General features: G+C 62.1%; 15 protein-coding genes. 8 read left to right on the top strand and 7 right to left on the bottom strand.

Translation table 11 applies throughout. The features are described 5' to 3' along the window. Positions 1–36: 36 nt before the first annotated feature. From K0F86_RS10690 to K0F86_RS10680, 3 genes are all read right to left on the bottom strand, one after another. On the bottom strand, positions 37–1032 hold the full coding sequence (locus K0F86_RS10690; protein ID WP_219134367.1) for an NADP-dependent oxidoreductase: 996 nt from the start codon (positions 1030–1032) through the stop codon (positions 37–39). Between the two features lie 100 nt (positions 1033–1132). Continuing rightward, positions 1133–1435 carry a Dabb family protein gene (locus K0F86_RS10685; protein ID WP_070218360.1) on the bottom strand — a complete coding sequence of 101 codons (303 nt, stop codon included), beginning with the start codon at positions 1433–1435 and terminating at the stop codon, positions 1133–1135. A 127-nt stretch (positions 1436–1562) separates the two neighbouring features. Beyond that, on the bottom strand, positions 1563–2741 hold the full coding sequence (locus K0F86_RS10680; protein WP_219134366.1) for an acetyl-CoA C-acyltransferase: 1179 nt from the start codon (positions 2739–2741) through the stop codon (positions 1563–1565). Positions 2742–2968: 227 nt separating this feature from the next. On the opposite strand from K0F86_RS10680, the gene K0F86_RS10675 reads away from it, so the two are divergent. After that, the gene (locus K0F86_RS10675; RefSeq protein WP_219134365.1) at positions 2969–4669 is read left to right on the top strand and encodes an MFS transporter; all 1701 of its coding nucleotides are present in this window, start codon (positions 2969–2971) and stop codon (positions 4667–4669) included. Between the two features lie 107 nt (positions 4670–4776). Here the strand turns inward: K0F86_RS10675 and K0F86_RS10670 are convergent, their stop codons facing one another. Together K0F86_RS10670 and K0F86_RS10665 are read right to left on the bottom strand one after the other, a co-directional pair. After that, positions 4777–4980: a hypothetical protein gene (locus K0F86_RS10670; protein ID WP_219134364.1), complete on the bottom strand. Its 204-nt coding sequence runs from the start codon at positions 4978–4980 to the stop codon at positions 4777–4779. A 116-nt stretch (positions 4981–5096) separates the two neighbouring features. Beyond that, entirely contained in the window at positions 5097–6035 is a 939-nt protein-coding gene (locus tag K0F86_RS10665) for a LysR family transcriptional regulator (protein ID WP_219134363.1), read from the bottom strand. 96 nt (positions 6036–6131) lie between these two features. On the opposite strand from K0F86_RS10665, the gene K0F86_RS10660 reads away from it, so the two are divergent. From K0F86_RS10660 to K0F86_RS10650, 3 genes are all read left to right on the top strand, one after another. Then, a complete protein-coding gene (locus tag K0F86_RS10660; RefSeq protein WP_219134362.1) occupies positions 6132–6371 on the top strand; it encodes a DUF2798 domain-containing protein in 240 nt (79 codons plus the stop codon). A gap of 101 nt (positions 6372–6472) precedes the next feature. Continuing rightward, entirely contained in the window at positions 6473–6871 is a 399-nt protein-coding gene (locus K0F86_RS10655; RefSeq protein ID WP_219134361.1) for a VOC family protein, read from the top strand. Between the two features lie 107 nt (positions 6872–6978). Next, positions 6979–7827, top strand: a complete 849-nt coding sequence (locus K0F86_RS10650; protein WP_219134360.1) for an alpha/beta fold hydrolase — start codon at positions 6979–6981, stop codon at positions 7825–7827. Positions 7828–7911: 84 nt separating this feature from the next. On the opposite strand, the gene K0F86_RS10645 is transcribed toward K0F86_RS10650, so the two are convergent. Beyond that, positions 7912–9999: a 3-hydroxyacyl-CoA dehydrogenase NAD-binding domain-containing protein gene (locus K0F86_RS10645; protein WP_219134359.1), complete on the bottom strand. Its 2088-nt coding sequence runs from the start codon at positions 9997–9999 to the stop codon at positions 7912–7914. A gap of 631 nt (positions 10000–10630) precedes the next feature. Between K0F86_RS10645 and K0F86_RS10640 the strand changes: the two genes are divergently transcribed. The 4 genes from K0F86_RS10640 to K0F86_RS10625 are packed head-to-tail and all read left to right on the top strand — an operon-like array spanning position 10631 to position 15115. Continuing rightward, positions 10631–12265 (top strand): PAS domain-containing methyl-accepting chemotaxis protein, encoded by a 1635-nt coding sequence (locus tag K0F86_RS10640; protein ID WP_306823193.1) that lies wholly within the window; start codon positions 10631–10633, stop codon positions 12263–12265. 3 nt (positions 12266–12268) lie between these two features. Then, positions 12269–13093 (top strand): protein-glutamate O-methyltransferase CheR, encoded by an 825-nt coding sequence (locus K0F86_RS10635; protein ID WP_219134357.1) that lies wholly within the window; start codon positions 12269–12271, stop codon positions 13091–13093. Beyond that, a complete protein-coding gene (locus tag K0F86_RS10630) occupies positions 13090–13620 on the top strand; it encodes a chemotaxis protein CheD (protein WP_219134356.1) in 531 nt (176 codons plus the stop codon). The genes K0F86_RS10635 and K0F86_RS10630 overlap by 4 nt, the downstream gene beginning before the upstream one ends. Continuing rightward, a complete protein-coding gene (locus tag K0F86_RS10625; RefSeq protein ID WP_257572091.1) occupies positions 13607–15115 on the top strand; it encodes a chemotaxis protein CheW in 1509 nt (502 codons plus the stop codon). Before K0F86_RS10630 ends, K0F86_RS10625 begins: the two co-directional genes overlap by 14 nt. Before the next feature lie 6 nt (positions 15116–15121). Here the strand turns inward: K0F86_RS10625 and K0F86_RS10620 are convergent, their stop codons facing one another. Further along, entirely contained in the window at positions 15122–16774 is a 1653-nt protein-coding gene (locus K0F86_RS10620; RefSeq protein WP_306823192.1) for a 3-(methylthio)propionyl-CoA ligase, read from the bottom strand. Positions 16775–16859: the final 85 nt, after the last annotated feature.

Raw genomic sequence — 16859 nt, 5'->3', positions numbered from 1 at the left:
CGTGATTGTCGCACGGCCCGCCTTTCCTCGGCGAGATCAGCCGAGCTTGACCAGCTGCTTGCCGAAGTTGCGCCCTTTCAACAGGCCGATGAACGCTTCCGGTGCGCTGGCCAGGCCGTCGGCCACGGATTCGCGGAATTTCAGCTTGCCCGTCGCCACCAGGGTACCCAGTTCCGCCAGTCCCTGCGGCCAGAATTCCGGCTGTTCCGAAACGATGAAGCCGCGCACGGTGAGGCGGTTGGTGAGGATGAAGCGGGCATTGTCGAGCGGCGTCGGCTCGCCGTTGTAGCCGGCGATCCAGCCGCACACGGCGATTCGGCCAAACGCGTTGGTGCGCGCCAGGGCCGCATCGAACACGGCACCGCCCACGTTTTCAAAGATGGCGTCGATGCCGTCCGGCGTCGCCGCTTCCAGGTCGGCCGCCAGATTGCCCGCCTTGTAGTCGACGCAGGCATCGAAACCCAGTTCCTCGACGACATACGCGCATTTTTCCGCCCCACCGGCGATGCCAACCACGCGGCAACCTTTCAGCTTCGCCAGCTGGCCCACGACGCTGCCCACGGCGCCGCCGGCGGCCGACACGACCACGGTTTCGCCCGCTTTCGGCGCCATGATCTGGTTCAAGCCATACCAGGCCGTCATGCCGGGCATGCCGACGGAACCCAGATAGGCGGAGGCAGGGATATGCGTCGTGTCGACCTTGCGCAGCATGGTGCCATCCGATACGGCCACTTCCGTCCAGCCCAAGGTCCCCACGACGGTGTCGCCCACGGCGAACTTCGGATGCTTCGATTCCAGCACCACGCCCACCGTGCCGCCGATCATGGTTTCATCGAGTGCCTGCGGCGCCGCATAGCTTTTATTCGCGCTCATGCGCCCGCGCATGTAGGGATCGAGCGACAGGTACTGGTTGCGCACCAGCAATTGCCCATCCGTGATGGCGGGAATGTCTTTGGTTTCCAGGCGAAAGTTATCTGGCTGCACTTCGGCCGTCGGGCGCGAGGCGAGGACGATGCGTTGGTAGGTGGTCATGAAGGCTCCTTGTTGGACGAACAATCTAAACCCCAGAGCAAAGACCGGGGTCAGACCCTGAGGGTCTGACCCCAGCCCTTCGTTTGGGGTTAACGGGTTTTCAGACTTCGTAATCCATGCATTGCCTTGCTTCCCGAACCGCCCCAAAGAACGGCTTGATTTTCACGTGCTCGGGATGGTTCTGATAGGCGTCGAGCGCTGCGCGGCTGGCGAACTCGCTGTACAGGACGATGTCGTAGGTGGCTTCCAGGCCCGGCTGGGCCACGGCCGCCTCGAATTTCAATATGCCGGGCACCAGGTCCGAACAGGAATCGAGCAGGGCTTTCAGTTTCAGGGCATTCGTGGCGCGGTCGGCGCCTTCGGCGTGGTCTTTGAGTTTCCAGAAAACGATGTGCTTGAGCATGGTGGCAGGCGGCTTGTTTATGAATGAAGCATGACTGTACCCGCTATCGGCGTATTTTGCAGAGCGCACCGATGGAATGCAAACGGGCGGCCCTGGAAGCCGCCCGCAGACTGGGTTCAAGCAAACATCACAGCACTTCGAACAGGCCGGCCGCGCCCTGGCCGCCGCCGATGCACATGGTCACCACCACGTATTTGACGCCACGGCGCTTGCCTTCGATCAAGGCGTGGCCCGTCAGGCGCGCGCCCGACACGCCGTACGGGTGGCCCACGGCAATCGCCCCGCCGTTCACATTCAGGCGCTCCATGGGGATGCCCAGGGTGTCGGCGCAATACAGCACTTGCACGGCAAATGCCTCGTTGAGTTCCCACAGGCCGATGTCGGCCACCGTCAGGCCCGCCTTTTTCAGCAGTTTCGGGATGGCAAACACAGGGCCGATGCCCATTTCATCGGGTTCGCAGCCGGCCACGGCAAAACCACGGAAAATGCCCAGCGGCTGCAGTCCCTTGGCTTCGGCCACTTTCGCATTCATGACGATGGCCATCGAGGCACCGTCGGAAAACTGGCTGGCATTGCCGGCGCTGATGACGCCGCCCGGCATGGCGGAACGGATCTTCGCTACGCCTTCGTAGGTGGTATCAAAGCGGATGCCTTCATCGCTGGAGATCGTCACTTCGCGCGACACCAGCATGCCGCTGGCCTTGTCAGCCACGCCCATGATGGTGGTCATCGGCACGATTTCCGCGTCGAACAGGCCGGCCGCCTGGGCGCTTGCTGCGCGCTGCTGGCTTTGCGCGCCATACACATCCTGGCGCTCGCGCGAAATCTGGTAGCGCTTGGCCACGGTTTCCGCCGTCTGCAGCATGGGCCAGTACACTTCCGGCTTGTGCTGCTGCAGCCAGACATCGCGGTACATATGCGTATTCATTTCATTTTGCACGCAGGAAATCGATTCCACGCCGCCCGCCGCATAGATATCGCCTTCGCCCGCGATGATGCGCTGCGCCGCCAGGGCGATGGCCTGCAAGCCCGAGGAACAAAAGCGGTTGACGGTCATGCCGGCCGTCGTGACGGGGCAGCCGCCGCGCAAGGCCACCTGGCGCGCGATGTTGCCGCCCGTGGCGCCTTCGGGAAAGGCGCAGCCGACCAGCACGTCTTCCACTTCCTCCGCCTCGATGCGCGCGCGCTCGATGGCGGCGGCCAGCACGTGGCCGCCCAGGGTGGCGCCGTGCGTCATGTTGAACGCCCCCTTCCAGGACTTGGCCAGGCCCGTGCGGGCGGTCGATACGATGACGGCTTCATTCATGCTGTGTCTCCTTGTGGGAAATATTATAGGTAGGGTATCTGCGGAATCAGAATAGCACATTTAAGTACGATCGTTCGCAAAGTTCTGACGCGCACCACTAGTAAGCTTGGCGTAAGTTTCAAGCAAGCATGGCGTAAGGTTCGAAGAACACACTCGGCCCAAGCTGTTGCAAGAATGGTCAAAAAGACCTCGGCAGCAGTTCACTATAAAACATAGGGAGACAAACCATGGCATCACCATCCGGCTCGGCCGACGTACGGAAATTTTCCACCAAGGGAACGCCGATTACGCCCGAGGAACGCAAGGTCATCTTTGCATCCTCGCTCGGCACCGTCTTTGAATGGTACGATTTTTACCTGTACGGTTCGCTCGCATCGATCATCGCCAAGCAATTCTTCATCGGCGACCCCACCACCACCTTCATCTTCGCGCTGCTGGCCTTTGCCGCCGGCTTCATCGTGCGTCCATTCGGCGCGCTGGTCTTCGGCCGCCTGGGCGACATGATTGGTCGCAAGTACACCTTCCTGATCACGATTCTGATCATGGGCGGCTCCACCTTCATCGTCGGCTTGCTGCCGGGCCATGCCTCCATCGGCATCGCCGCACCGATCATCCTCGTCATCCTGCGCATCCTGCAAGGCCTGGCGCTGGGCGGCGAATACGGCGGCGCAGCCACCTACGTGGCCGAGCACGCGCCTGAAGGCAAGCGCGGCGCATTTACGGCGTGGATACAGACGACGGCAACCCTGGGTTTCTTCCTGTCGCTGATGGTCATCCTGGGCACCCGCCTGGCCACAGGCGAGAAGGAATTCGAGGCGTGGGGCTGGCGCGTGCCCTTCCTCGTCTCCGTCATCCTGCTGGGTATTTCCGTGTGGATCCGCCTGGCCATGAATGAATCGCCGGCGTTTTCCAAGATGAAGGCCGAGGGCAAGACCTCGAAAGCGCCGCTGACGGAAGCGTTCGGCAAGTGGAAAAACCTGAAGATCGTCATCCTGGCCCTGATCGGCCTGACGGCCGGCCAGGCTGTCGTCTGGTACACGGGCCAGTTCTACGCCCTGTTCTTCATGATCCAGACCCTGAAAGTGGACCTGGCAACGGCTAACGTGCTGGTCGCCATCGCCCTGCTGCTGGCCACGCCGTTCTTCCTGTTCTTCGGCAGCCTGTCGGACCGCATCGGCCGCAAGTACATCATCCTCGGCGGCTGTCTGATCGCCGCCCTGACCTACTTCCCCATCTTCAGCGGCCTGACCCACTTCGCCAATCCGCAGCTGGAAGCAGCACTGAAGAACTCGCCAGTGGTGGTGGTGGCCGATCCCGCATCGTGCCATTTCCAGTTCAACCTGACGGGCCAGAAGAAATTCCCGTCCTCGTGCGACATCGCCACGGCTTTCCTGTCAAACAGCTCGGTGAACTACACGAAGGAAGACGCGCCGGCCGGCTCAATCGCCAAGGTACGCATCGGCACCAAGGAATTGACCTCGTTTAACGCCGTCATGACGGCCGACGGCTTGAATTTCGACGCCGACAGCAAAGCCAAGGAAGCGGCGTTCAAGAAAGAAATCGGCGCCGGCATCAAGGAAGCTGGCTATCCTGCGAAAGCCGATCCGGACCAGATCAACAAGCCGATGGTCGTCTTGCTGCTGTTCATCCTGGTGCTGTACGTGACCATGGTGTATGGCCCGATCGCCGCCATGCTGGTGGAAATGTTCCCGACGCGCATACGTTACACCTCGATGTCCCTGCCCTACCATATCGGTAACGGCTGGTTCGGCGGCTTGCTGCCGACCACGGCCTTCGCGCTGGTGGCCTTCAAGGGCGACATTTATTATGGCCTGTGGTATCCGATCGTCATCGCCCTGGCGACGGTGGTCATCGGCACCCTGTTCGTCAAGGAAACCAAGGATAACAATATCTACGCCGACGATTGATCCTGCGCCAGCCCCGGCCGCAATGCTGGGGCCCGCAAAGCAAAACGCCGCTGACTGGTCAGCGGCGTTTTTTTTATGCAGCGTATGCGGCGCAGGCGACGGCAGGCTTATTTATCGCTCGTGCCCTGTTTCACCTGGTCGCGCTGCTGCACGTATTCCTGGTAGCTGGTCTGGTTACGCTTGCGGCAGGCATTGCGGTCGTCAAAATTATTAAGGCTGTTGCAATACTCACCGATCTTGTCCCGGTTCGCGTCATACAGTACTTCACAGCCGGTAATGGCCAGCAAGAAGGGAACGATCAGATATTTCATTGCTACTCTCATGGATAGGGACGAAATTGCGCGTAAAAACACCAGATTGCCCGCTGGATAAGCGGGCAGCTTTATCTTAACGCGATCCCGACGGAAAGTACAAGCGCTCGGTATTACTAAATAGAAAGGATTCCCGGCGCGTCGCGCTGTTCGGCCCCGTCATCCCCGTTCAACAGCGGATTGGCCGCCGCAAACGCCGCCAGGTGTTCGAGCAAGACGCGCACGCGGGCCGGCAGGTAGCGCCGCTGCGTCCAGACGGCGTACACGTGACGCGGCTGCGGCATCCAGTCGGGCAGCACGCGCACCAGGCTGCCACTGGCCACTTCGTCGCGGCACTGCAGAAGCGGGCACAGCAGGATGCCGATGCCCGCGTCGGCCATCTCCACGGCCAGACGCATTTCATTGACGCGCAGGCGCGCCTGCGGTTCGATCACCATCTCGGCGCCATCGCCGGGCCGCCGCAAACGCCAACTGCGCAGCGGTTCGGCGACGATCAGCTCGTGCTTTTCCAATTCCTGCAAGTCGCGCGGCACGCCGGCGCGCGCCAGGTAGGCGGGCGCGGCCACCATCACCAGCGCGGCGCTGCCCAGCCGGCGCTGCATCAGCGAAGAATCGTCGAGCGCGCCCACGCGGATGGCCAGGTCGGCGCCGCTGCCCACCAGGTCTTGCAGCAGGTTCGACAGTTCCAGCTCCAGGCGGATATCCGGGTACTGCCGCATGAAGCTGACCCAGGCCGGCGTCAGCAAGCCGCTGGCGAAATTCACGGGCGCCAGCACGCGGATGCTGCCCGAGACGGCCGACAGGCTGGCGTCGAGCTGCTGCGTCGCTTGCCGCAAGGCGTGCACGAGGGGACGGCACTGCTCATAGTATTGCCAGCCTTCCGCCGTCGGCTGCAGGCGGCGCGCGCTGCGGTTGAGCAAGCGGTAGCCGAGCTGGCTTTCCAGCTTTTGCAGCCGGCGCGTGACGGTGGCGGCGGGCAAGTCTTCCTTGACGGCCGCCGCATGCAGGCTGCCCGCCTCGACGATGGCGACGAACAGGGCTAAATCATCAAGCATGATTGCATTTATGGAATTTGAAATTAAAAATATGGCTCTAGTATAGATTGCTGCAAGTCGTTACGCTGCCATATCCTCACACTTTGAAAGATCCCCATGTCCGAAGCCCTGCGCCTGCGCTGTGTATTTGCCTTCCTGATGTCGCTGGTGATGACCCTGCTGATGAGCGCCTGGGTCACCTGGCTCAATATCGGCCTGCAGGCGGACTTCCTGCCCCGCTGGCGCCATGCGTTTTTTGCCGCCTGGCCCGTGGCTTTCTGCGCCGTGATGCTGTTCGCGCCGCGCGTGCAGCTGATGAGCCGCAGTATCGTGGCGCGGCTCGCCAACCGGCCTTAACCGGCGGTCGGCCGCCGCCGGTATCACTCGGTTACTTCGGCCCACGGCCGTCCTGATCCGGGCTATGCTATGGCCGTCCTTGTTCTTCCAGTGGAAAGCCCATGCTCGATCACGTTTCCCTCACCGTTGCCGACCTGGAACGCGCCGAGCGCTTCTACGACGCCATCTTCGCCGCACTGGGCGTGCCCAAGGTAGGCAGCGACCATGCCCATGCCTGGATAGGCTACGGCGAACGCAGCGATGCGGAACACCCCGGACGCAGCTACTTTTCCGTGCGCCTGGGCCCCAGGCCCGACGACGCGCCACGCCGCCACTGCTGCTTCAAGGCCCCCTCGCGCGCGGCCGTCGATGCTTTCTGGCATGCGGGTCTGGCGCACGGCGGCATCGACCTGGGTGCGCCCGGCCTGCGCCACTACCACGCCAGCTATTACGCGGCCTTCCTGTTCGATCCGGACGGCAACCGCATCGAAGCCGTCTGCCATCGCGCCGACGCCGGCTAGCACAGCGGGAAATCCGCCTCTGTTCGGCGTTTCCACTTCGATACGTTTTGCCTATAATGGCTGGCACGCCATACCGGTCCCCGGTCTCTGCCCCAAGAAGGAAATTCATGCATCATCTATTCGTCGGCCGCCCCGCGCGCACCCTGCTCCTCTCCAGCGCCGGCTTGCTGCTGGCAGGCTGTTTTTCCGGCTGCTCCCTGCTGCCGTCGTCGCCGGCCGCGCCAGGCGTGCCCGCCACGGCCGCCCTGCCCGACGCCAGCATCGCCTATGCCTTGAGCGGCCAGAGCGGCTTGCCCGTGGTGTTCCAGTCAGCCATGGGCGATGGCAAGGATGTGTGGGCCAAAGTGGTGCCCGAAGTGGCCAGACAGCATCGCGTGCTCGTGTACGACCGCCCCGGCTACGGCGACAGCAAAAAGACCACCACGCCGCGCGACCCGTGCACCATCGCCGCCCAGCAGCGCGCCCTGCTGGCGCAAGCGGGCCTGAAACCGCCATATGTGCTGGTCGGCCATGGCTTGGGCGGGCTGTACCAGTATGTGTATGCCAGGCTGTACCCGCAGGATGTGGCCGGCCTGGTCTTGCTCGACCCCACGCACCCGCAGCAATGGAGCCGAATGCAGACGGACGCGTCCGCCTACGCCATGCTCGTGAAAACGCGGCGCAAACTCATGTTCAACAGTACGGAATCGGCCGAATTCGATGCCCAGACGCAGTGCCTGCAGCATGTCGACATGAGCAGCCCCCTGCGCGTGCCCGCCATGCTGCTGGTGCGCGACAAGTTCGGCATCGAGGAAATGGGTTCGTTTGAAAACGTGGTGCGGGCGCAGGAAAAGGATTGGCAGCGCCTGTCCGGCGCGCCAGCCATCGAGCGTATCACGGGCGCCGGCTACTACATCCAGAAAGACAACCCCGTCATCGTCAACGAGGCGGTCAAGATGGTGGCGAAGAAGAAGTAATTCGGGGGTCTGACCCCAGCAGCCGGGTAGGTCGGATTAGCGCGGCAAAGCCGCGCGTAATCCGACAATATTGTTGGCATCGGCTTAGCTATTGAAACCCTTGCCCTCGCCCGCCAGCTTCACCAGCAGCGGCGCTGGCGTCCACGCTTCGCCATGGCGGCCTTTCGCGTAGCCATTGATGGTATCGAGCACGTTCGGCAAGCCGACCGTATCGGCGTAGAACATGGGGCCGCCGCGGAACAGCGGGAAGCCGTAGCCCGTCAGGTACACCATGTCGATATCCGAGGCGCGCAGGGCGATGCCCTCTTCCAGGATACGCGCGCCTTCGTTGACGAGCGCATACACGAGCCGTTCGACGATTTCCTGGTCGCTGATCTTGCGCCGCGCCACGCCGATATCGGCGGAATGCTGGACTATCATGGCATTGACCTGTTCCGAGGCATACGCCTTGCGGTCGCCCGCCTTGTAGTCGTACCAGCCGGCGCCCGTCTTCTGGCCGTAGCGGCCCAGTTCACACAGCAGGTCGGCCGTCTTCGAATACGTGACGTCCGGTTTTTCCACGTAGCGGCGCTTGCGGATGGCCCAGCCGATGTCGTTGCCGGCCAGGTCGCCCATGCGGAACGGGCCCATGGCGAAGCCGAATTTCTCCACCGCCTTGTCGACCTGTTCCGGCAGACAGCCTTCTTCCAGCAGGAAACCGGCTTGCCGGCTGTATTGCTCGATCATGCGGTTGCCGATGAAACCGTCGCACACGCCCGAGACGACGCCCGTCTTCTTCAGCTTTTTCGACAGCGCCAGCGCCGTGGCCAGCACGTCCTTGCCCGTCTCCCTGCCACGGACGATTTCCAGCAGCTTCATGACGTTCGCGGGGCTGAAGAAATGCGTGCCGATCACGTCTTGCGGGCGCCGGGTGAACGCGGCGATCTTGTCCAGGTCTAAAGTGGACGTGTTCGAGGCGAGGATGGCGCCCGGCTTCATGACGGCGTCGAGCTGTTTGAACACGCTTTCCTTCACGCCCAGCTCTTCAAAGACGGCTTCGATGACGATGTCGGCTTGCGCGATATCGGCATAGGCTAACGTGCCGCTCACCAGAGCGATGCGCTGCTCGGCCTTCTCTTGCGTGAGCTTGCCCTTTTTCACCGTGTTCTCGTAATTCTTGCGGATGGTGGCCAGGCCCTTGTCCAGCGCTTCCTGTTTTGTTTCCAGCAGCATCACGGGGATGCCCGCGTTGGCGAAATTCATGGCGATGCCGCCGCCCATGGTGCCGGCGCCCACGATGGCGGCGCTGGCGATCGTGCGCACGGGCGTGTCGGACGGCACGTCGGGCACCTTGCTGGCGATCCGCTCGGCAAAGAAGGCGTGGCGCAAGGCTTTCGATTCGGGCGACTGCACCAGTTGCATGAACAGTTCGCGCTCGTACTTCAAGCCATCGTCGAATTTCATCGTCACGGCGGCCGCCACGGCATCGACGCATTTGAGCGGTGCGGGGAACGGGCCGGACATGGCTTTGACGGTATTGCGCGAAAACTGCAGGAACGCTTCGTGGTTAGGGTAATCGACCTTGCGCTCGCGCACTTTCGGCAGCGGGCGCACGTCGGCCACCTTGGTGGCGAAGGCCACGGCGGCTTGCAACAAGTCGGCACCGGGGGCGATGACTTCATCGAACAGGGCCGTGCCGGCCAGTTTCTCGGATGCCACGGGCGTGCCCGAGACGATCATGTTGAGGGCCATTTCCAGGCCCAGCACGCGCGGCAGGCGCTGCGTGCCGCCCGCGCCCGGCAAGATGCCGAGTTTGACTTCCGGCAAGGCCATCTGCGCGCCAGGCGCGGCCACGCGGTAGTTGCAACCGAGCGCCAGCTCCAGGCCGCCGCCCATGCACACGCTGTGGATGGCCGCCACGACGGGCTTCGTGGATTGCTCGACGACGTTGATCAGGGTGTGCAGGGTCGGTTCCGTGAGCGCCTTGGGCGAATTGAATTCCTTGATATCGGCGCCGCCCGAAAAGGCCTTGCCGGCGCCCGTGATGACGATGGCTTTGACGGCCTCGTCCGCCAGCGCCTGGCGGATGCCCGCAACAGCGGCCGTGCGCGTCGCCAGGCCCAGCCCATTGACGGGCGGATTGGCGAGGGTAATGACGGCAACGGCGCCGTTCACTTGATATTCAGCACTCATGTCTCTTCCTTATTGGTTTTGCTCAACGTATGAGGTGGTTGCAAGGGATGAAGCTTCACTATACCGCATAAAAGAACGCTCGTATTATTTTTGTCGCATGCGCCCGGGCGCCAGCATGGTACGCCATGGTACCTCAAGGTTTGCGGAAAGATTCTGCTGCAAGCAGCCAGCCCCAGTAGAAGCTATCACTTGCATATTCATTTATATAAGAAAATATTAACAATAATAACGGTGTTTTATAATGCGAAAAAATGTTTTTCTTATATGCCGGCCGGGGCCAATTGCGACAATTTTGACATGATTTATTCCCGCCCCTTGTTTTTCGCCAGACGCTGGGGAATAATAAAATTATTGATTCAAATCAATACTCTACAATTTATTTATGTTAAGGCAAACCGCAGGACAAGCACTGACGGCCGTTCATCGCGCACATTCTCACCGATTATCACCAGATGTCGCCCACTGCAATAACATCGTTGCCTTATTTCCTGTCTTATCTGGATAGCAGAAAAAATAATAACAGCAGCCTTATCGCTCCCCTTCCTCTTCTCACACCGAAGGAAATATGATGGACGCAGCCAGCCATGTCAGCCACTCCCAGGATCTGGACTTACAAGCGATAAATACTGCATTGAACCGTGTCCAGGCCGTGATCGAATTCGAACTCGACGGCACCATCCTGCATGCGAATGACAATTTCCTGCGCGTGCTCGGCTATACCCTGGCCGAAGTGCAAGGCAAGCACCATGCCATCCTCTGCGACCCCGAGTATGTAAAAACGGACGAATACAGCAACTTCTGGGCCAAGCTGGGGCGGGGCGAATTCGACCAGGGCGAATACAAGCGCCGCGCCAGGGACGGGCGCGAAGTGTGGATCAACGCGTCGTACAATCCCATCCTCGACGCGGACGGCAAGCCGTATAAAGTCATCAAGTTCGCCACCGACGTCACCGCCCTGAAAAAGCGCAATGTCGAATACGAAGGCAAGGTCAGCGCCATCGGCAAGGCGCAGGCCGTGATCGAATTCGACATGCAGGGCAATGTACTGGACGCGAACGACAATTTCCTTGCCGTCATGGGCTATGACTTGAGCGATATCCAGGGCGAGCACCACCGCATGTTCTGCGAGCCCGAGTATGCCGGCAGTGCCGAGTACAAGAAATTCTGGCAAAAGCTCAACCGCGGCGAATTCGACGCGGGCCGCTACAAGCGCCTGGGCAACCATGGCAAGGTGGTGTGGATACAGGCGACCTACAATCCCATCCTGGACCTGAACGGCAAGCCGTATAAAGTGGTCAAGTTCGCCATCGACATCACGGACCAGGTGAACCTGGAAAACAGCATCCAGGCCAAGGCCGCCAACGACAGCCGCAAGGTCAATGCCCTGCTCGACTCGGTGGCGCGCGCGGCGCAAGGCGACCTGACCTGCAATATCGTGCCCGAAGGCGACGAGCCGATCGACCTGCTGGCCGGCGGCATCAGCAAGATGATCATCGACTTGCGCGGCGTGATCGGCACCGTGGTGTCTGCCGCCAACGGCTTTGCCGACGCCTCGCATGCCATCGCCGAGCGGGCCACGGGCGTGGCCGTGGGCACGCAGGCGCTGGGCGCCACGGTGGAAGAAATGAACGCCTCCATCGATGGCCTGACGTTTTCCATCAACTCCATCGCGGAAAACACCTCGAATGCCGATTTCCTGGCGAAAGCCACGCAGCAGGAAGCGGAAGCGGGCGCGCGCGCCGTCGCCAAGTCGATCGAGGCGATGGACTTGATCAACCGCTCGTCGGAAGACATCGGCGAAATCGTCAAGGTCATCAGCGAGATCGCCAACCAGACCAACATGCTGGCCTTCAATGCGGCCATCGAGGCGGCGCGCGCGGGCGAGCACGGCCTGGGCTTTTCCGTCGTCGCCGACGAGGTGCGCAAGCTGGCCGAGCGTTCCTCGCAGGCAACAAAAGAGATTTCCAAGCTGATCAACGAATCCGTCAAGCGCGTCTCGACGGGCAGCGAGATTTCGCGCCAGGCCAGCGATGCCTTCGACAAGATCGTCTCGGGCGTGGCGAAGACCACGCTGGCCATCTCGGATATCTCGAAGGCGGCCAACGAGCAGCTGCTGACGGCGCGCGAAGTGTCGACGGCGATCCAGTACATCGCCGAGGAAACGGAAAAGTCGGCTGCCAATTGCGACAGCATCGCCCGCTCGACGGATGGGCTGAACGAGCGCGCGGGCAGCCTGAACCAGACTGTCTCCGGCTTCGTGGTGTAGGCCATGAGCCACGCGGCCACCTTGACGCCCGAGGTGCTGACGAGCCTGATCGCGCTGGTGCGCCAGCATACGGGCATCGCCATGACCGCGCGCAAGAGCGTCTTGCTGGAACGGCGCTTGCAGCCACGGCTGCGAGCGCTGTCCCTGCACAGCTACCAGGCTTACCTGGAGCGCGTGACCAGCGACCGCGACGAGGTGGCCCATTTCATCGACCTGGTGACCACCAACGACACCCTGTTTTTCCGCACGCCATCGATCTGGGATTACTTCCGCGACCGCTATCTGCCCGCCTGGGCGCACGCCCATCCCGATGGCAGTCTGGCCATCTGGTCGGCGGCGGCCGCCAGCGGCGAAGAGCTGTATTCGATCGCCATGCTGTGCGAGCAATTCAGGCTGCAAGCGCCCGCCTTCCGCTACCAGATCCTGGCCAGCGACATTTCGCAGCAGATCCTGGGCGCAGCGCGGGCCGGCCAGTACAGCGGCCGTTCCGTCGAGCGCATCCGCCTGTCGCACCCGGACTTACTGCGCAGATACTTCACGCCCTCGCCGCATGGCGTCAAGGTCAATGACGAGCTGCGGCAGCACGTCAGCTTTGCGCAGCATAATTTGCTGGAGGCATTGCGCCCGGCGCGGCAGTTCGACTTGGTGTTCCTGCGCAATGTGCTCATTTATTTCGACGCCGGGCACCAGGAAACCGTGCTGCGCCAGGCGCGCCTGAGCCTGAAGGACGAGGGGCGGCTGATCCTGGGCGAGTCGGAAACCATCGCCCGCCTCGGCACCGGCTATCAATTCGAATTTCCCATGATTTATAAGGCGGGTAGCGCATGAGCATCATCATCGAGCATGGCCTGCCGCTGCACCATGTTGGCATGGGGCAACTTAGCGTGGGCACGCATGGCGAACAGCTGCAGGCGCTGCTGGGCTCCTGCATCGGCATCGGTTTCATCTGGAAGAACGGCCCTTGCTGCGGTCTGGCCCACTGTTTGCTGCCGGAAGCGCCCAGGGCCGACAATGCTCTTGGCGCGCGCTATGTGAGTCAGGCCGTGCCTTCGCTGCTGCGCCTGATGGGCGTGCGCCAAGCCGATTACGCCGACATCGACGTGGTGCTGGCGGGCGGCGCCAGCATGTTTGGCCCCGCGAATGGCCATGGGCGCCTGCAGGTGGGCCGGCAAAACGCGCAAGCGGCGCAAAAATACCTGGACCAGTGCGGCTTGCACGTGAGCTTTTGCGCGCTGGGCGGCCGCCACGGGCGCCAGTTGCTGATCGATTGCGCCAAGCACCGCTATGTCGTCACCGATGTGGTGGCGCCACCCGAATTGATTCCTCGCAAGGAAGGCCTATATGGATATGCATGAAGAGGGCGCCAGCGACACGGCCACCGAACTGTTCGGCTCCTTCCACTTGGGCGACGATGAATTCGCCCTGCCCGCCAGTTGCATCCGCGAGGTCGTCAACTATCCCGCCAAAGTCACCGCGCTGCCCCTGTCGCCCGCTTATCTGGAAGGCATGTTCACCTTGCGCGGCAGCGTCATTCCGGTGGTCAACCTGGGACGGCTGTTCCGCGCCGATGCGCCGCGCGCCGTGGCCACGGACAAGATCGCCATCCTCGATTTCCAGCAGGTGCTGATCGGCATCGTCTTCCAGAATACGGGCGACATCCTGCGCGTGCCCGCCAGCGCGCGCTGCGCCCTGCAGTATGCGGCCGGCGACAGCCACGCCGTCATCGCCGGTACGATCTTGCTCGATGGCGGCGCGCGCCTGCTGCAAATCCTCGACCCGCACGCCTTGCTGCGCATCGAAAACGTGCCCCATGTGCTGGCCCTGCAAGCGACGGGCTCCAAACTGAGCACGGCCCGCTACCACGCGCAAAGCGAACGCCGGCAGTGCGTCAGCTTTCACGCGGCCGGCGCCGCGTTCGCCTTCGAAATGCTGGCCATCCAGGAAATCATCCGGGTGCCCGAACTGCACGGCTCCCTGCTGAATAGTGAGCTGTGCCTTGGCCGCATGCATTTTCGCGGCAGCCAGGTGGCCGTCGTCGACTTCGGCGTCCTGCTGCAAGCGGGCGGGTCCGGCAAGGAGGCGACCGGCGAGCAGCGCATCATCGTCGTGCGCCTCGATGGCACGAGCGTGGGATTTCTCGTCGACTCCGTCGACAGCATCGTGCATTTCTTTGGCGACGAGGTGTTGCCGATTCCCCTGCTGAGCAAGGCCCGCGCGGCCATGTTCGCCGGCTGCATCACGAAAGAGGGCCTGGGCGACATCATTTTCCTCGACCACAAGGGCATCCTGTCGCAGGCGGAGATCGTCGAAATGCACGACGGCCACGCCCGCCTGTATCCGGCCGACACGGAAACGGCCAGCGCCGCCACGCGCAAGGCGCAGCGCCGCGTCTACATCACGTTTACGGTGGAAACCCGCTTCGCCGTGGAAATCGGGCAAGTGCGCGAAATCATTGATTTCAGCGGCGCCATCACGACGCCACCGGGCATGCCGGCCTGCATGCGCGGCATGCTGAATTTACGCCAGCAAATCATCAGCATCATCGACTTGCGCCAGCTGTACGCGATGAAACCCCTGGCGGACGCCAGCGCGGGCAAGATCCTCATCGTGGAACGGGGCGCCGAGCGCTACGGCTTCCTCGTCGACCATGTCGACAACATCATGACCATCTCGGACAGCCAGCGCTTTGCGGCGCCGCAAATCATCCGCACGGGCGCGCATGACGACTTGCGCAGCGAAATGGATGAAATGATCGATATCGGCACGGAGGCGCAGCGCCAGACCCTGTCCGTATTCCAGTGCGATCATTTGCTGGAAAAGCTGGGGTCGGCGCTGCCGCAGGCGGCCTAGGCTGGTTTACATCCCCGGCAACTGGTGCCCCTTGAACTGCTCGCGTAGCTTGTTCTTCTGGATCTTGCCCGTCGCGCCCATGGGCAAGGCGTCGATGAACAGCACGTCGTCGGGCGTCCACCACTTGGCGATCTTGCCCTCGAAGAACTGCAATAAAACCTCGCGCGTGACCGTCATGCCGGGGCGCAACACCACGACGAGTACGGGGCGCTCATCCCATTTCGGGTGGAATACGCCGATGCAGGCCGCCTGCAGCACGGCCGGATGCGCCATGGCCAGGTTTTCCAGGTCGATGGTGCCGATCCACTCGCCGCCGGACTTGATCACGTCCTTGCTGCGGTCCGTGATCTGCATGTAGCCATCCGCGTCGATGGTGGCCACGTCGCCCGTGGGGAACCAGCCATCCTGCAACACGTCGCCGCCCTCGTTCTTGTAATACGACGAGATGATCCACGGCCCTTTCACCAGCAAATGGCCGTAACTGATGCCATCCCACGGCAATTCCTTGCCGTCGTCGTCAACGATCTTCATGTCCACGCCGTAGATCGCATGGCCCTGCTTTTGCAGGATCTTGCGCTGTTCGTCCTTCGGCAAGTCCAGGTGCTTGGTCTGCAAGCCGCCCGCCGTGCCCAGCGGCGACATTTCCGTCATGCCCCAGGCGTGGATGACTTCGATGTCGAACTTGTCGATCAGGGTATCCATCATGGCCGGCGGGCAAGCGGCGCCGCCGATCACCGTGCGGCGGAAGCTGGAAAATTTCAAGTCATTCTGCAGCGCATGGTTCAGCAAGCCCAGCCAGACGGTGGGCACGCCGGCCGAGAACGTCACTTTTTCCGCCTCGAACAATTCATACAGCGACTTGCCATCGAGCGCCGCGCCGGGAAAGACCATGCGCGCGCCGGACAGGGGCACGGAATACGGCAAGCCCCAGGCATTCACGTGGAACATGGGCACGACGGGCAGCACGGTATCGGAAGCGCGCACGTTCAGGCCGCTAGGCATGGCCGAGGCATACGCGTGCAGCACGGTCGAACGGTGCGAATACAGGGCGCCCTTGGGATTGCCCGTCGTGCCGGACGTATAGCACAGGGTGGCGGCCGCATTCTCGTCGAACAGGGGCCACGTGTACTCGTCGGAATGCGTGGCGATGAGATCTTCATAGCACAGCAGGTCGGGGATGCTGCTGCTGGCGGGCATCCGGTCGCGGTCGCACATCAGGACGAAATGGCGCACAAAGGTGCAGTCGGCGGCGATCTTTTCCACCATGGGCAAAAAGGTCAGGTCGAACAGCAGGACCTGGTCCTCCGCGTGATTCGAGATATAGGCGATCTGGTCGGGAAACAGGCGCGGATTGATGGTGTGCAGCACGGCACCCGAGCCGGACACGGCATAGTAGGCTTCCAGGTGGCGGTAGCCATTCCAGGCCAGGGTGGCAACCCGGTCGCCCATACCGACGCCGAGGCCATGCAGGGCATTGGCCAGGCGACGCGCGCGCTGGTGGCAATCGCGGTAGGTGTAGCGGTGCATATCGCCCTCCACCCGCCGCGAAATGATTTCGCTGCCTGCATAATGACGCGCTGCAAACTCGATAATGCTGGAAATCAGCAGAGGCTGATTCATCATCTGGCCCATCACTGGACTCAAGGGAAATGCCGACATCGTGTCTCCTGGGGTGGCTACTCGGTTATTGTAGGAATTTAAAGATTTTCCCTAGTTTCGTACGGTCGTGCGGAAATCGTCAACG

Source organism: Janthinobacterium sp. UMAB-60 (genome assembly GCF_900095235.1).
Lineage (GTDB): Bacteria > Pseudomonadota > Gammaproteobacteria > Burkholderiales > Burkholderiaceae_D > Janthinobacterium.
This window is presented reverse-complemented; position numbering and strand designations above follow the sequence as displayed.

Coding starts and splice junctions, on each gene's coding strand:
- K0F86_RS10690 (WP_219134367.1), bottom strand. CDS start 1,032: ATGACCACCTACCAACGCATCGTCCTCGCCTCGCGCCCGACGGCCGAA.
- K0F86_RS10685 (WP_070218360.1), bottom strand. CDS start 1,435: ATGCTCAAGCACATCGTTTTCTGGAAACTCAAAGACCACGCCGAAGGC.
- K0F86_RS10680 (WP_219134366.1), bottom strand. CDS start 2,741: ATGAATGAAGCCGTCATCGTATCGACCGCCCGCACGGGCCTGGCCAAG.
- K0F86_RS10675 (WP_219134365.1), top strand. CDS start 2,969: ATGGCATCACCATCCGGCTCGGCCGACGTACGGAAATTTTCCACCAAG.
- K0F86_RS10670 (WP_219134364.1), bottom strand. CDS start 4,980: ATGAAATATCTGATCGTTCCCTTCTTGCTGGCCATTACCGGCTGTGAA.
- K0F86_RS10665 (WP_219134363.1), bottom strand. CDS start 6,035: ATGCTTGATGATTTAGCCCTGTTCGTCGCCATCGTCGAGGCGGGCAGC.
- K0F86_RS10660 (WP_219134362.1), top strand. CDS start 6,132: ATGTCCGAAGCCCTGCGCCTGCGCTGTGTATTTGCCTTCCTGATGTCG.
- K0F86_RS10655 (WP_219134361.1), top strand. CDS start 6,473: ATGCTCGATCACGTTTCCCTCACCGTTGCCGACCTGGAACGCGCCGAG.
- K0F86_RS10650 (WP_219134360.1), top strand. CDS start 6,979: ATGCATCATCTATTCGTCGGCCGCCCCGCGCGCACCCTGCTCCTCTCC.
- K0F86_RS10645 (WP_219134359.1), bottom strand. CDS start 9,999: ATGAGTGCTGAATATCAAGTGAACGGCGCCGTTGCCGTCATTACCCTC.
- K0F86_RS10635 (WP_219134357.1), top strand. CDS start 12,269: ATGAGCCACGCGGCCACCTTGACGCCCGAGGTGCTGACGAGCCTGATC.
- K0F86_RS10630 (WP_219134356.1), top strand. CDS start 13,090: ATGAGCATCATCATCGAGCATGGCCTGCCGCTGCACCATGTTGGCATG.
- K0F86_RS10625 (WP_257572091.1), top strand. CDS start 13,607: ATGGATATGCATGAAGAGGGCGCCAGCGACACGGCCACCGAACTGTTC.
- K0F86_RS10620 (WP_306823192.1), bottom strand. CDS start 16,774: ATGTCGGCATTTCCCTTGAGTCCAGTGATGGGCCAGATGATGAATCAG.